Consider the following 13,993-nt stretch of genomic DNA (forward strand, 5'->3'; position numbering starts at 1 on the left):
TCGCTCCAGAGCAGTTGTGTTGATGACGTTTTCGCCCGAGGCCTACCTCTGGTTCAAGACCCTGCACATCGTTGGAGTTGTGGTGTGGTTTGCAGGCCTCTTCTATCTGGTGCGCCTGTTCATCTACCACGTTGAAACCGAGGAGCTGGCGCCGGAATTGCAGCAGCCGTTCCGCGATCAATACACCTTGATGGAGAAACGTCTCGCCAACATCATCACCACGCCCGGTATGGCGGTGGCGGTGTCGATGGCCATCGGGTTGCTGCTGGCCCAGCCCTCCTGGCTTCAGCAGGGCTGGATGCACGCCAAGCTCGCCTTCGTAGCTGCTTTGCTTGCTTATCACGTGTTTTGTTACCGGCTGATGGGCCAACTCCACGCCGGCACCTGTGCTTGGTCGGGCAAGCAGCTCCGCGCCCTGAATGAGCTGCCCACGCTGCTACTGGTGATCGTGGTGATGCTGGTGGTCTTCAAAACGCAGTTCCCCACCAGCGCAGCGACCTGGTTCATCGTCGCTCTGGTGGTCTTCATGGCGGCGTCAATTCAGTTTTATGCCCGTTGGCGTCGACTGCGGGCCGAAGCCTCCGCCAAAGCTTGAGATGAGGGCTGAGATGACCCATCCGCTCAAGGCTGTTGTCGACCAGGTGGGACCCTCGAGCTGCCCCACCACACACAACTTTCACTGCCATACCGTCTGCAGCGACGGCAGCCTCGAACCGCTGGCCCTCATTCAGCAGGCCACCGAGCGGGGGCTCCAGCATCTTGCGGTGACGGACCACCACAGCACCCAAGCCCATCAGGAGATCCAAGCCTGGCTGAAGCAGCAGCGCGGCACCGGTGCGGTGCTCCCCACGGTCTGGAGCGGCATGGAAATCAGTGCACTGCTGAAGGGATGCCTGGTTCATGTGCTCGCCCTTGGCTTCGAGCTGAACCACCCTGCGCTTCATCCCTACAACCGTGGTGATGCCGCTGTCGGTGAACCACTAAGGGCTGAGGCGGTTGTCAAGGCCATTCATGAAGCCGGTGGATTGGCGGTGTTGGCCCATCCCGCCCGTTATCGCCTTGGTCATGGCGTGTTGATCGATGAGGCGGCTCGTCTCGGTTTCGATGGCGGTGAAGCCTGGTACGACTACGACATGCAACCAACCTGGTCTGCCAGTCCCTTGATCTGTGAATCCATCGACCGTCAGCTGAGCAACCTTGGCCTTTTGCGTACGTGTGGCACCGATACCCATGGAATTGACCTTTGCGGCCGCTAAGTTCATCTCATCTCAGTTCCGGTCGACATGGGCTTCTTGGATCGTCTGCTGAAAAAGGATTCCGCAGAGTCCGACTCCACGATTCAGCCACGCAAGCCAGCGAAGGAGAAGCCGGCCGAGTTCTTTCTTGATGCAGATTCCTCATCCTCACTGGGTGATGTGAACTACATGCGTGAATCGAAGACGATTCGCCGAACCTTCCCGGGCACGGCCGCAAGCCCCGGAACTAAGGAACAGATCATGGAGGTGGCCGCTGAAACCGAGAAGCTCGAGAAGCGCAGCGAAGGCCTTGGGGGTGTGGTCAAGAAGGAAGAATCCGTCACCCTCAACGCGGGCATTCCCAAACCGGTGAAGAAAACCTTCGCTACGCAGGTGAGCACGGATGAGATGAGCAAGCGTCTCAAAGGCACGGCCATCACTGGTGTGAACACACCCGCTCCCGCAGATGCTGCTCCCGTCGGCCGCAAAGAAGAGTTGAAGCCCAAGGAGGAGCCGGTGGCCAAGGCAGGTTCTGCTGAGCCGTCCTCGAAGCCTGGATCGATCGATCCGTTCCGTCAGATGGTGCGTGACCTCAACAAATAGGGCTGCCCCGTTCAATCTGGGCTTCGCTGCTGTTCACAAGGGTTTGCAGGTGAAGTAGCTGCTCATCCCTTGCCGTAGCCCAAAGTCCTCGATTGGAGGCCTCCAGCAGTCGTTCGGCCATGTCCCTCAGCACCCAGGGATTGCTTGTCTTTAGAAAGTCAAGAATCTGCGACTGGCTTAGCCACTCATCACATAAAGCGCCATAACACCAATCGGGAACGCGATCGGTGGCGGCGTCGTAGGCAAACAGGTAATCAAGGCTGGCCCCCATCTCGAAGGCACCCTTGTAGCCGTGTCGCATCATTCCCTCGATCCAGCGGGGGTTGAGCATCCTGCTGCGCATCACCTTGTCCAGTTCCTTTTCGAGCCTGTGCAGGCGAGGCCGTTCGGAGCGGGAATGGTCCCCGAACCACAGTTGTGGACGTGCTCCTGATACCTCTTCTACCGCGGCACTCAGGCCACCCTGGAACTGGTAGTAGTCGTCGGAATCGAGCAGATCGTGCTCGCGGTTGTCCTGGTTATGGAGAACAACCTGCACTCTGCCCAAGGCCTGCTCCAGGCCGGAACGATCCAGGCTGGGGGCGGAGCCACCGTCGTACGACCACTGGCTCCAGCTGAGGAAGGCTTGGCCCAGGTCTGCTCGGGATTCCCAGGCACCACTGTCGATCAGAGCCTGCAGACCGGCTCCATAGGCACCGGGGGCGGATCCATAGATGCGGCCCTGGGGTCCCCCTTGACGGGTGAGTTCGGCAAGGGGGTTGATTTCATCCGGTTCATCGAGGGCCGCAATCATCGACTGGGCCTGATGCACCCAGCCCACCAATTGGGGAAAGGCATCGCGGAACAGTCCGGAGATGCGCAGCACCACATCCACCCGTGGTCGCCCCAGCAAGCGGGGCGGGATTACCTCCAGGTCCACCAGCCTTCGAGTAGGGCCATCCCAGACCGGTCGAACACCCATCAGGGCCAGCAGTTGGGCGATGTCTTCTCCGCCATTTCGCATCGTGGCCGTTCCCCAGACCGATAACGCCAGATGGCGCAGCGGCTCCCCCTGCTCCAGTAGATGGAGATCCAGCAACTGCTCCGATGAGCGTCGCCCCAGGTCCCAGGCGGCTTCCGTGGGCAAGCCCCGTAGATCGACGGAATAGAAATTCCGGCCTGTGGGCAGCACATCTGGGCGGCCGCGACTCGGAGCTCCTGAAGGTCCAGCAGCAATGCGCTGCCCCTGAATGCCTCGAAGGAACGCCGCTTTTTCGGCTGCGGCACAGCCGCTTAAGCGGGGCCAGAGGTCGTTGCGCAGGTTCAGCAGGCAGGGATCCTCCGGGTTCCAGGTCCGGAAGGGTTCCGCCATCCCTTCGCACTGTTCCCCATGAACGACCTGACGGATCAACAACTGAGCCTGTTGCTCCAGCCACGCACAACCATCTCCCACCCGTCGGCAGTTCGATCCGCCCAGAACCCTCAGGCGGGCCTGGTCCGCCTCCGAGAGCTTGTCGCCTTCGTCCTGTTGCCAGGGGTCAAAGCCCAGACCACCCTGCAGGGCCATGGCTTGCAGCAAGCCTGGCTGTCCCTGCCTGGGGGGACGGGCCAGGGCAACCAGTAGTTCGTCGGCAGCTTCTGCCGACGGCGCAACGCCGAAGCGATGCAGGCCCGTGCGGATCTGCGATTCCTTCAGCTCGCAGAGATAGGTCTCCGCCTGATCCAGACACCTCTCCAGCAGCTCCGGTTGTCGGCGAATCTCCTCTTCGCTGGGGATTCCAGGCCAGTTGAGGTCGAGCAAGCTGGCATGCACCGACTGTTCCAGCACCTGGGCCCTCTGCCCCCCCAGTTGGCGAACCTCCACCAGTTCATCGAGCAGCCCCTCCAACCGCTGCAGTGGTCCGTGCAACCCAGCACGACCCAAGGGCGGTGTGAGGTGGTCCAGCACCACGGCGTGACCGCGACGCTTGGCCTGAGATCCTTCGCCGGGGTCGTTGACGATGAAGGGGTAGAGATGTGGGATGGTGCCGAGAGCTAGGCCAGGGCCGCAGGCATCGCTCAACCCCACCGACTTGCCCGGCAGCCATTCCGCACTGCCGTGCTTGCCAACGTGCAGCATTACCTGGGTATGATGCACGCTGCGCAGCCATAGGTACTGGGCCAGATACCGGTGGGGTGGCGGTAGATCCGGTGAGTGGAGATCGGCGATCTGGTCGGCGTCATAGCCGCGATCCGGCTGGATCAGTACCACCACATGACCGAAGCGCAGGCCGTGAACGGCAAACCCCTGGTTTGGATCCAGATCGCAGGCGGTCTCCGGAGGCCCCCATCGGGATTCGATCAAGCGTCGAGCCGACTCCGGAACGGTGCCCCACCACTTCTGATAAGTGGTGAGGGGCAGATGATCCAGCGGTGGACGGTGCTGTCCCTCCGGTGCATTGGTACGACCGGCCAACAGTTGTTGCATCAAGTCATCGCCTGTACTCGGCAAGGCATCCGTGCCCAGGTCATGGCCTGCGTCCGCCAACCACCGGAGCATCCGCGCTGTGCTGTCCGGTGTATCGAGGCCAACACCATTGGCCACACGCCCATCGCGCACGGGATAGTTGGCCAACACCATGGCGATGCGCCGGTCGGCGCAGGAGGTCTGGCGCAGCTCCACCCAGCGACGGCTGTGTTCCACCAGCCAGGCCAGCCCCTTTTGATCCGGCTGTAGACAAGGAATGGCGGTAGCCAGAGGTCCACTCGCCTGCCGGTGCTCACGAAAACTGCAGGGCCGCGAGGTGATCCGGGCATCCAGCTCAGGCATCACTACTTGCAGGGATAGATCCATCGGATTGAGCCCCTGGCTGCTCTCCAGCCACTGGGTACGGCTGCGGCTGCTACTGAGCAGTTGCAACACCGGTCGATCCAGCAGATCCCAGAGCGGGCTGCCCAAGCCGGCCTGTTCTGACTGCACCGAGGCAAAGGACGTTCCTGTGATCACGAGCTCAGCGTTTTGCTGTTCCAACAGGTCGTGGACGCCGGCCTGCACCGCCGGGTCTCTCAAGCTGCTGACCCAGAGCAGACAGGGCCGCAGTCCCTGTTGTCGCAGTGCGGCCGTGAGTTCATCCGCCAGGTCTAGATCTCCGGCCTGAAACTGAGCTCGATAGAGCACCACCCCAACGGCGGTCCCCGGTTCATCGCGCCAATCCCAGGGCATCGGATCGGGGCAAGGCACCACCGCGACGCTGTCTGGTGATGGGGGGCTGCCCTCCATCAGGGCCTCGAGGACCTTCAAGAACTGCCCCATGTTGTCGATGCCGCCTTCCCTCAGCAGTGACGACAGCTGATCCGCTAGTTCAGCAGTGCAGGAGCCCAGCCCATGCAGTTCGTTGCTCTGATCGGCAGTTCCGGAAAGGACAATCAGTTGCCGCTGCGTCGCTTCGGCGCGCCAGCGCTGCAGTTGCTCTAGGCCGTAGCTCCAGTGCCCACGACTGCCGAGCAGCCGCACCACAATCAACCTCGCCGCCTGGGCGGTGGTGTTGAGGTAGTGGTCCAGCTGCGCTGGGTGGTCAAGGCAGCTCAGGGGCAATGCCCGGATCTGATCGTTCCAGGCTGGATTGCTAGGCAGGCTGGCGTCGAGGCAGCTGATGTCGGTGCCTGCGCTCGTGAGGAACAGCACGTCCGCGCCCGGCTGCTCGACCAGCACCACATCTTCCGGTGGGTCCAGACCCGGACAGGTGGCAAGGCGATGCATAACCCCATTCTCCGTCTTTGCGGTGACCGGTGGTGAGAAGATTCAGCGGTCGGGTCCATCACGGTGATGCATCAGTTCCTGCCCTATGCCTGGTTCCAGGGCCAGTGCGTTCCCTTCGAGGAGGCCAGGATCTCCATTGCCACCCATGCGCTGCACTACGGCACCGGTGCCTTCGGCGGCATGCGTGCTATTCCCGATCCCGAGAACAGCAACAAAATGCTGCTGTTCCGCGCTGATCGTCACGCCCGACGTCTCAGCCAAAGTGCCAGGTTGTTGCTGACTGATCTGAGTGAGGAGACGATCCTCTCGGCTCTCACCGCGATGCTGCAGGCCAACAAGCCTGACCAGCCCATCTATCTGCGGCCCTTTGTTTACACCAGCGATCTGGGCATCGCCCCGCGCCTGCACAACATTGAGACTGATTTCCTGATTTACGGACTCCCTTTGGGGGATTACCTGTCCCCGGAGGGGGTGAGCTGCCGAATCAGCAGCTGGACCCGCCAGGAGGACCGCTCTCTGCCGCTGCGCGGCAAGATCTCAGGCGCCTACATCACAAGTTCGCTGGCCAAGACTGAAGCCGTTCAGAGCGGTTTCGACGAAGCCTTGCTTTTGAACAGTCGCGGGAAGATCAGTGAAGCCAGTGGCATGAACCTGTTCCTGGTGCGTGATGGCCAACTGATCACGCCTGGAGTGGATCAGGACATCCTCGAGGGCATCACCCGCGCCAGCGTGATTGAGCTGGCCAAAGCGATGGACATCCCTGTGATTGAACGTCCGGTCGACAAAACCGAGTTGTTCATCGCCGATGAAGTGTTCCTTTCCGGCACGGCCGCCAAGGTGACGCCGATTCGTCAGATCGAATCCACGGTGCTGAATGCCAAGCGGCCTGTGATGGATGCGCTGAAGGCCAAGCTTGTGGGGATCACCGAAGGGCGGGACCCCGCCTATGAGCACTGGGTGACTCGAATTCCGATTTCCTGAAGGAACAGCCTGAAGTTCGTCCTGAGCTTTTCTTAAGATCAGACCCTCTTCTGGGGTGCATTGATGGTGGTGACGCAGGCAGATCGGCAAGCCACCACCTCTGCATTTCTCAATTACATGCATGGGCCGCAGCGCCCTGTGCTGGTGTTCGACGGCGCCACAGGCACCAGCCTTCAGGGTCTGGGGCTAACCGCGGATGATTTCGGTGGTCCTGAGCTGGAGGGCTGCAACGAGAATCTTGCGGTCACCAAACCGGATGCTGTCAAGGCTGTACATCGCCAGTTCCTCGAGGTGGGCTGCGATGTCATCGAGACCGACACCTTCGGGGCTGCATCAATCGTGCTGGCGGAATACGGCCTGGAAGACAAGGCCTTCGAGCTGAACAAGCGGGCAGCCGAGCTGGCCCGGGAGATGGCTGATGAATTCAGCACTCCTGAGAAGCCTCGCTTCGTGGCAGGTTCCATGGGACCCACCACCAAGCTGCCCACCCTCGGCCACATTGATTTCGACACAATGCGGGACTCGTTCCGCGAGCAGGCTGAGGGACTGATCGCCGGCAACGTCGACCTGTTTATCGTCGAAACCTGTCAGGACGTGCTGCAGATCAAGGCAGCTCTCCAGGGCATCGAAGAGGCCTTTGCCGCCACAGGTGAGCGGCGGGCCCTAATGGTGTCGGTGACGATGGAAACCACGGGCACCATGCTCGTTGGCACGGATATCGCTGCCGTGGTGTCGATCCTTGAGCCGTTCCCGATCGACATTCTCGGCCTGAACTGCGCCACCGGTCCGGAGCAGATGAAGGAGCACATTCGCTATCTCTCCGAGCATTCCCCCTTCACCGTCAGCTGCATTCCCAATGCCGGTCTGCCGGAAAACGTTGGCGGTGTGGCCCATTACCGCCTCACGCCAGTGGAGCTGAAGATGCAGCTCATGCACTTCGTTGAAGACCTCGGCGTTCAGGTGATTGGTGGTTGCTGCGGCACCACTCCCGCCCACATCGGCAGCCTGGCGGAACTGGCGCAGGAGCTCAAGCCCGCACCGCGCCCCTCCCGCTGGGATCGCGCCAGCGCAGAAGATGTACGCCCCAGCCTCAATTACGAGCCCGCCGCGTCATCCATCTATGGCGTCACGCCATACCACCAGGACAACTCTTTCCTGATCATTGGTGAGCGGCTCAATGCCAGCGGCAGCCGCAAGGTCCGCGAACTGCTTGCAGAGGACGACTGGGACGGGCTGGTTTCGGTGGCCCGCGGCCAGGTGAAGGAAAATGCTCACGTGCTCGATGTCAACGTCGACTACGTCGGTCGCGATGGCGAACGGGATATGCACGACCTGGTGAGCCGTCTGGTCACCAACGTCAACCTGCCCCTAATGCTCGACTCCACCGAGTGGCAGAAGATGGAGGCGGGCCTGAAGGTGGCTGGTGGAAAGTGCATCCTCAACTCCACTAACTACGAAGACGGTGACGAGCGCTTCTTCAAGGTTTTGGAGCTTGCTCGCCGCTACGGCGCCGCTGTTGTGGTCGGCACGATCGACGAAGACGGTATGGCCAGAACGGCCGAGAAGAAGTTCGCGATCGCCCAGCGGGCTTATCGCGATGCCCTGGAGTTCGGGATCCCGGCCCACGAGATCTTCTATGACCCTCTGGCACTTCCCATCTCCACTGGCATCGAGGAAGACCGTCTAAATGGTCGCGCCACCGTGGATGCCATCCGGATGATCCGTGAGAACCTCCCTGGTGTGCACGTAGTGCTCGGGGTCAGCAATGTAAGTTTCGGCTTGTCACCGGCGGCCCGGATCACCCTCAATTCGGTCTTCCTCCACGACTGCTGTGAAGCCGGCATGGATTCGGCCATCGTCAGCCCCGCCAAGATTCTTCCGTTGATCAAGATCAGCGATGACCACCACAAGGTGTGTCGAGATTTGATCAATGACAACCGCCGTTTCAAAGACGGCATCTGCGTCTACGACCCGCTCACCGAACTCACCAAGCTGTTTGAGGGAGTAAGCACCAAGGAAGCCCGTGCTTCTGGCCCCTCACTGGCAGATTTGCCCATTGAGGAACGGCTCAAGCAGCACATCATTGATGGGGAGCGCATCGGCCTTGAGCCCTCTCTAGACGAGGCGCTGCAGACCTATCCCCCTCTGCAGATCATCAACACCTTCCTGCTTGATGGCATGAAGGTGGTGGGTGAATTGTTCGGCAGCGGCCAGATGCAGCTTCCCTTCGTTCTGCAAAGTGCTGAGACGATGAAATCCGCTGTGGCTCACCTGGAGCCGCACATGGAGAAAGGAGAGGGTCAGAGCACGAGTAAGGGCAAGTTCCTGATCGCCACGGTGAAGGGTGATGTCCACGACATCGGCAAAAACCTGGTGGACATCATTCTCACCAACAACGGTTTTGAGGTGATCAACCTTGGCATCAAGCAGAGCTGTGACGCGATCGTTGAGGCCCAGCGTGAGCACCAGGCCGATTGCATCGCCATGAGCGGTCTGCTGGTGAAATCCACGGCCTTCATGAAGGACAACCTCAAGGCCTTCAACGATGCGGGGATTGATGTTCCTGTGATCCTCGGCGGTGCGGCCCTGACACCGCGCTTCGTCAATAAGGATTGCCGCGAGGTTTACGACGGCAAAGTGATCTACGGCCGTGATGCCTTCGCTGATTTGCGCTTCATGGATGCGTTGATGGACGCGAAGCGGAGCGATAACTGGACCAACACCCAGGGCTTTCTGGCTGATGCCCCACAAGGAGTTGGCCTGGATGAAGAGTCGACAACCTCCGAGACCGTTGAGGAGACATCCGCCTCCACAACGGATGCTCCAGTAGTGGATCTGCCACCGTTGAGCTCGGATCGTTCGGTCGCCGTCCCCGCTGAAAGCGCACCGGTGCCGCCCTTCCTGGGTTCTGCTGTGATCACCGAGGCCGACATCGACATCGCTGAGGTCTTCCGCTACCTCGACCGCAATGCTCTCTTTGCCGGCCAGTGGATGCTCCGCAAAACTAAGGAACAGAGCCGTGACGATTACGAGGCGATGCTGGCGGAGAAGGCAGAGCCCGTGCTGCAGGAGTGGATGCAGCGCTGTATTAACGAGTCACTTTTAACCCCCCGGGCGGTTTACGGCTACTTCCCTGCTGGCCGTGATGGCAACAGCCTTCGGGTGTTCGATGCTGATGGCACGCGGCAACTCGGACGTTTTGATCTTCCCCGTCAGCGTTCTGGCAACCGCTACTGCATTGCCGATTTCTTTGACGATCTGGACTCTGATGGACGCCCTACGGACGTGCTGCCGATGCAGGCTGTGACCATGGGCCACAAGGCCTCCTTGGTGGCCCAGGAGTTGTTCAAAGGCGATCGCTACAGCGACTACCTGTACTTCCACGGCCTTGCGGTGCAGATGGCCGAAGCGATGGCTGAATGGGTCCACGCACGCATTCGCTACGAACTTGGCTTCGCTGATGCTGACGGCATGGCATTGCGGGATGTGCTAGCCCAGCGTTATCGCGGTAGTCGTTACTCCTTCGGCTACCCAGCCTGCCCCAACGTCTCTGATTCCAGGCAGCAGCTGGAATGGCTCGGCGCCGACCGGATCGGTCTCAGCATGGACGAGAGCGACCAGCTCGAACCGGAGCAAAGCACCACAGCATTGGTGGCTCTCCATCCCCAGGCGCGTTACTTCAGCGCCTAAGCCTGAGGGGGGTCCCATAGCCTGAGGCGCCCTGTTTCTGCTCACCATGGCCATTGCCGGACCGGATGGTGTCGATGCCGCCATCACAGCGGGTGTCGATCTTGATGGAAGTCCCATACCTGAAGCGATGCTCGCTCTCTACAACCAGGTGATGGATCTGGAAAGTCAGCGCGCTCGCAGTGGTGTTCTGAAATCGATGCGCAACCGGGTGGTCAAGACCGGAGCCAAGCATTTCGACCAGGAAACGCTCAATAAGAGGCTCCAGGAGGCCGGATGGGACGGTCTGAAGGACAAGGAGATCGCTTTCTTCTACGGATGATCTCCTGCTGACGGAGACACAGCCTCTGCCGGGCTCAGTCCTGGCAGAGCTTTTCCATTGTGTCGATTACCTCTTGCTGAAACGATTCCAGGGCATTGGACTCGCTCAGATCAAGGCCTTCGCCAGCAGCGTTCTGGGCCAGGTCCTGGAAATGAAAGGCTCCCTCTCCATTGGCCAGGAACTCGATCGCCGAGCTTTCTCCGCTCTCGCGAAACGCATCGCAGAGCGCCAGAAACGCAGCGTCTTCAGTGAACTCCCAATCCATCGAGTGGACATGACTGAAAGACCTTTAACCCGCTCCCCCAGGGGTTCGTCAACTGTCTGAAGTCAAAATGTGCCAGTCCTTGGGCAGACTCCCCCTTGATTCAGCGCTCAGATGTCCAGCAGTAGCCCCGAATTTCCGCCGGCCAGGAACGTTCTTGGCGACCCATTACAGATCTGCAGTTGTGAGCCGATGACGGGTTGGTATCGCAATGGTCTCTGCCAAACCGATCCATCGGATCTCGGCCAGCACAGCATCTGCTGCGTGATGACCGAGCAATTTCTTAGTTACAGCAAGGCCCAGGGCAATGATCTGACCACTCCCATGCCCGCCTTTCAGTTCCCGGGCTTGAAACCTGGGGACCACTGGTGCGTCTGTGCGCCGCGTTGGAAGCAGGCCTACGAAGATGGCGTCGCACCGCTGGTGCGCTTGGAAGCAACGGAAGACACGGCCCTGAACGTGGTCAGCCTTGAGCAGCTGAAGCAGCACGCTTACCAATCGATCGACTGACCGTCCCAGGCGAGAAAAGCTCCTGACTGTTCTGGGGTCTGTTGCAGCAAAACCTCCACCAACTGCTGAGCGGCCCGTTCGGGGGAGAACAACTTGTCCGGTGCCACGAAGTTCTGGAAAGGACGGGACAGGGCTGTGTCCGTCGTGCCTGGATGTAGCAGGCTCACAGTGGCCATCGGCCAACGGCGGGCCCATTCAATGCTCAAGCAGCGCAGCAGTTGGTTCTGAGCCGCCTTGGCCGCTCTGTAGCCGTACCAGCCACCGGTACGGTTGTCGCCAATGCTGCCCACGCGAGCGCTGAGGCTGGCGAAATGGAAGGGTTGATCCCGCTGCAGCAAAGGCTCGATCGCTTTGGCCAGGAGGATCGGAGCCATGGCATTGATGCCGAATTGCTGCTCCAACTGGTAACGCTCGACCTGTTGAAGACGTTTTTCCGGTTGAAGTTCAGGCCCATGTAGACGGCCGCTGCAGTTGAACACCAAACGAAGCGGCAGGCTCTCAGCACGCAGGCTCATTCCCAATCGATCCAGGTCGCTGTCGTTTTCGAGGTCAAGCTGCAGTGAGGACTCCGGTGGTCCATGGCGTCCGGCTGTCAAAACCTTCAGATGAGGGCAGCATTTCTTCAGTTGCGCCGCCACTGCTGATCCGATTCCACCGGGGCCAACCACCAGGGCCAGGCCAATCCAGTTGGTCGAGGTTGTTTCGACCATGTGATCTTGCTGCGGAGTGGAGACCGTCTAGCGGAAATCAGGCATCATCGGCTGGAGGCTCTGCTAAGCAGCTCTGGTGCCGCTTCACCGTTACTTCTGGCCCCCTGCCGTGCTGGGAAGCCTGCTCATGGCCGCTTTGATCGGCTGGTTGACTAGGCCACTCCGGCAGCGGCTTGATCAGCCAACCTCAGGCCTGCTTGAGCTGCTCGAGACCGATTCAAGCGTTGGTTCCAGTGTTGTCCTCAGGGTGCCGCCGGTTGCTGATCCTGATCACGTGCCCCTGGAGATCCGCGACGGTTTGGTCAGCCAAAGTCCCATCTCATCCTTCCAGCCAGGCCCCGACGTTCTGTGTCGCAACCAGAACGGCTCTTTGATTCCTTCTCAACAGCTGGGTAAAAGGATTGCTTCATCCACCCCAACGGAGATTCATTGCTCCGGCGGGCCTGTTCAGATCAACCAGCACCATTATCGAGGCGATGTATCGCTGCTCAAAGGCCAAGGTGATTGGCTCCCTGTGGTCTCCCTTGACCTGGAAACCTATGTGGCCTCAGGGGTTGGCGCCGAAATGCCGAGCCAGTGGCATCAGGAAGCCCTGAAGGCGCAAGCCGTTGCAGCTCGCTCCTATGCGGTGGCGCATCTCGCCAGAACCGCAACAACGGCCATCACCTTGGGGGCACAACCCGTTGGCAGGTATTCGCAGGGGACAAGAGCACCTCACAGGCGAGTCGCTCAGCCACTCGGGAGACCCGGGAAATGATCCTCAGTTACAGCGGTGGCATTGTGGAGAGCCTTTATGCGTCAAACGCGAAGGTCAGTGCTGAAGCCCATGGCCATCGCGGCGCCAGCATGAGTCATACCGGGGCACAGCAACTAGCCAGTCAGGGACTTCCCTTCAATGCCATCCTCGGCAGCTACTACGCAGGAGCCTCGCTGGCACGGTTGACTTGGCATGACCAGTGAACTGCTTCGAAAAGCGACAGAGGTCACGGTCGCAGCGACAGCATCCGGAGCGTTGGTGCCGCTCGACACCTCGTTGACCCACCTCATGGGGGAGGGAGGAAGCCGCTTTGAGTTACGGCATCTCCTCAGCGCCACACCAAAGCACCTTCGAGCATCGGGTCCCAAGCCGAATCCATTTCTCCCCTGGGATCAACGTCTGGAAGTTGATCGGATTGGTGATTCCCACGTCGTGATCCTGAACAAATATCCAGTTCAGACTTCCCACATGTTGCTTATCACTCAGGACTGGCAACCCCAGAGCGGTTGGTTGTCCATGGAGGATTGGCAGTCCCTCGCCCGGATTGATGCGACGACGACGGGGCTGTGGTTTTTCAACAGTGGTCCTGATGCCGGTGCGAGTCAGCCGCACCGGCATCTGCAGTTGTTACCCCGTGCAGCAGGGGAGCGCATCTGTGCTCGGGACGATTGGTTTCGACGCTGCGCTCAGGACACAACCACGTCTGCTCAGGATCCTCTGTTGCGCAGTTCACGGGTCGCAGCGATCAGTTCAACCCAGACGGGTGAAACGCTGCAAGAGCTCTATCTCTCTCTCGCAGAAGACCTCGGCCTGGGTTACCCCACCACCGACGACTGCCCTCGGGGGGCCTACAACCTGCTGCTCTCAAGGGAGTGGATGGCCATCGTTCGCCGCAGAAGGGAGGGCATTCGTGGTTTCAGCGTCAACGCTCTCGGCTTCGCCGGATCCTTGTTGAGTACCGAGGCCTCCGATCGGCAATGGATTCAGGATTCAGGACCAGAGGCCCTGCTTCAAGCCGTTGTTGACGCTGACGATTGAATCAAAGCTCCGTGACAAAGACGTCACCAGCCACGCATCAGTGCAGTGGTGCCACGGATGCCGTGGCTTGCTTGTCTCGGCCAAAGCTGTAGTTGCACTCACAACCATCCGTTGGACAGGACCTGCCTTAAGCGTCGAACCCCTCAGATCCAGGACAACCTGCATCTGGT

General features: G+C 60.2%; 13 protein-coding genes. 10 read left to right on the forward strand and 3 right to left on the reverse strand.

The features are described 5' to 3' along the window. The first annotated feature begins 22 nt into the window (after positions 1 to 22). From hemJ to FZZ85_RS02705, 3 genes are read left to right on the forward strand one after another with little or no spacing between them, the layout of a single operon-like run. Complete coding sequence (gene hemJ, locus FZZ85_RS02695; protein ID WP_115023060.1) at positions 23 to 595, forward strand: protoporphyrinogen oxidase HemJ; 573 nt, start codon at positions 23 to 25, stop codon at positions 593 to 595. 13 nt (positions 596 to 608) lie between these two features. Continuing rightward, positions 609 to 1,256 carry a PHP domain-containing protein gene (locus FZZ85_RS02700; protein ID WP_226412008.1) on the forward strand — a complete coding sequence of 216 codons (648 nt, stop codon included), beginning with the start codon at positions 609 to 611 and terminating at the stop codon, positions 1,254 to 1,256. Positions 1,257 to 1,283: 27 nt separating this feature from the next. Further along, on the forward strand, positions 1,284 to 1,838 hold the full coding sequence (locus FZZ85_RS02705; RefSeq protein ID WP_226412010.1) for a hypothetical protein: 555 nt from the start codon (positions 1,284 to 1,286) through the stop codon (positions 1,836 to 1,838). Here the strand turns inward: FZZ85_RS02705 and cobN are convergent. Further along, positions 1,828 to 5,556: a cobaltochelatase subunit CobN gene (cobN, locus tag FZZ85_RS02710; protein ID WP_226412012.1), complete on the reverse strand. Its 3,729-nt coding sequence runs from the start codon at positions 5,554 to 5,556 to the stop codon at positions 1,828 to 1,830. The two genes, FZZ85_RS02705 and cobN, sit on opposite strands and share 11 nt — an antisense overlap. Before the next feature lie 66 nt (positions 5,557 to 5,622). On the opposite strand from cobN, the gene FZZ85_RS02715 reads away from it, so the two are divergent. From FZZ85_RS02715 to FZZ85_RS02725, 3 genes are all read left to right on the forward strand, one after another. Beyond that, positions 5,623 to 6,537 carry a branched-chain amino acid transaminase gene (locus FZZ85_RS02715; RefSeq protein ID WP_226412014.1) on the forward strand — a complete coding sequence of 305 codons (915 nt, stop codon included), beginning with the start codon at positions 5,623 to 5,625 and terminating at the stop codon, positions 6,535 to 6,537. Positions 6,538 to 6,600: 63 nt separating this feature from the next. Next, positions 6,601 to 10,227 (forward strand): methionine synthase, encoded by a 3,627-nt coding sequence (metH, locus tag FZZ85_RS02720; RefSeq protein WP_226412016.1) that lies wholly within the window; start codon positions 6,601 to 6,603, stop codon positions 10,225 to 10,227. 46 nt (positions 10,228 to 10,273) lie between these two features. Then, entirely contained in the window at positions 10,274 to 10,546 is a 273-nt protein-coding gene (locus FZZ85_RS02725) for a DUF4090 family protein (protein WP_226412018.1), read from the forward strand. Positions 10,547 to 10,580: 34 nt separating this feature from the next. On the opposite strand, the gene FZZ85_RS02730 is transcribed toward FZZ85_RS02725, so the two are convergent. Continuing rightward, positions 10,581 to 10,811, reverse strand: a complete 231-nt coding sequence (locus FZZ85_RS02730) for a hypothetical protein (protein WP_226399776.1) — start codon at positions 10,809 to 10,811, stop codon at positions 10,581 to 10,583. A 111-nt stretch (positions 10,812 to 10,922) separates the two neighbouring features. Between FZZ85_RS02730 and FZZ85_RS02735 the strand changes: the two genes are divergently transcribed. Then, complete coding sequence (locus FZZ85_RS02735; protein ID WP_226412020.1) at positions 10,923 to 11,318, forward strand: DUF2237 family protein; 396 nt, start codon at positions 10,923 to 10,925, stop codon at positions 11,316 to 11,318. Here the strand turns inward: FZZ85_RS02735 and FZZ85_RS02740 are convergent. After that, a complete protein-coding gene (locus tag FZZ85_RS02740) occupies positions 11,300 to 12,028 on the reverse strand; it encodes an SDR family oxidoreductase (protein ID WP_226412022.1) in 729 nt (242 codons plus the stop codon). The genes FZZ85_RS02735 and FZZ85_RS02740 overlap by 19 nt on opposite strands. 76 nt (positions 12,029 to 12,104) lie before the next feature. Between FZZ85_RS02740 and FZZ85_RS02745 the strand changes: the two genes are divergently transcribed. From FZZ85_RS02745 to FZZ85_RS02750, 3 genes are read left to right on the forward strand one after another with little or no spacing between them, the layout of a single operon-like run. Then, positions 12,105 to 12,785 carry a SpoIID/LytB domain-containing protein gene (locus tag FZZ85_RS02745; RefSeq protein ID WP_370631119.1) on the forward strand — a complete coding sequence of 227 codons (681 nt, stop codon included), beginning with the start codon at positions 12,105 to 12,107 and terminating at the stop codon, positions 12,783 to 12,785. After that, on the forward strand, positions 12,782 to 12,988 hold the full coding sequence (locus FZZ85_RS12140; protein ID WP_370631120.1) for a hypothetical protein: 207 nt from the start codon (positions 12,782 to 12,784) through the stop codon (positions 12,986 to 12,988). Before FZZ85_RS02745 ends, FZZ85_RS12140 begins: the two co-directional genes overlap by 4 nt. After that, complete coding sequence (locus tag FZZ85_RS02750; RefSeq protein WP_226412024.1) at positions 12,978 to 13,823, forward strand: DUF4922 domain-containing protein; 846 nt, start codon at positions 12,978 to 12,980, stop codon at positions 13,821 to 13,823. The genes FZZ85_RS12140 and FZZ85_RS02750 overlap by 11 nt, the downstream gene beginning before the upstream one ends. Positions 13,824 to 13,993 lie beyond the last annotated feature (170 nt).

This window comes from Synechococcus sp. MU1642 (genome assembly GCF_020514115.1).
Taxonomy (GTDB): Bacteria; Cyanobacteriota; Cyanobacteriia; order PCC-6307; family Cyanobiaceae; genus Parasynechococcus.

Excerpts from the sequence above, each read along its gene's own strand:
- FZZ85_RS02750 (WP_226412024.1), top strand. The coding sequence starts at position 12,978 with ATGACCAGTGAACTGCTTCGAAAAGCGACAGAGGTCACGGTCGCAGCG.
- hemJ (WP_115023060.1), top strand. The coding sequence starts at position 23 with ATGACGTTTTCGCCCGAGGCCTACCTCTGGTTCAAGACCCTGCACATC.
- FZZ85_RS02700 (WP_226412008.1), top strand. The coding sequence starts at position 609 with ATGACCCATCCGCTCAAGGCTGTTGTCGACCAGGTGGGACCCTCGAGC.
- metH (WP_226412016.1), top strand. The coding sequence starts at position 6,601 with ATGGTGGTGACGCAGGCAGATCGGCAAGCCACCACCTCTGCATTTCTC.
- FZZ85_RS02735 (WP_226412020.1), top strand. The coding sequence starts at position 10,923 with ATGTCCAGCAGTAGCCCCGAATTTCCGCCGGCCAGGAACGTTCTTGGC.
- FZZ85_RS02705 (WP_226412010.1), top strand. The coding sequence starts at position 1,284 with ATGGGCTTCTTGGATCGTCTGCTGAAAAAGGATTCCGCAGAGTCCGAC.
- FZZ85_RS02740 (WP_226412022.1), bottom strand. The coding sequence starts at position 12,028 with ATGGTCGAAACAACCTCGACCAACTGGATTGGCCTGGCCCTGGTGGTT.
- FZZ85_RS02725 (WP_226412018.1), top strand. The coding sequence starts at position 10,274 with ATGGCCATTGCCGGACCGGATGGTGTCGATGCCGCCATCACAGCGGGT.
- FZZ85_RS02715 (WP_226412014.1), top strand. The coding sequence starts at position 5,623 with ATGCATCAGTTCCTGCCCTATGCCTGGTTCCAGGGCCAGTGCGTTCCC.
- cobN (WP_226412012.1), bottom strand. The coding sequence starts at position 5,556 with ATGCATCGCCTTGCCACCTGTCCGGGTCTGGACCCACCGGAAGATGTG.
- FZZ85_RS02730 (WP_226399776.1), bottom strand. The coding sequence starts at position 10,811 with ATGGATTGGGAGTTCACTGAAGACGCTGCGTTTCTGGCGCTCTGCGAT.
- FZZ85_RS12140 (WP_370631120.1), top strand. The coding sequence starts at position 12,782 with ATGATCCTCAGTTACAGCGGTGGCATTGTGGAGAGCCTTTATGCGTCA.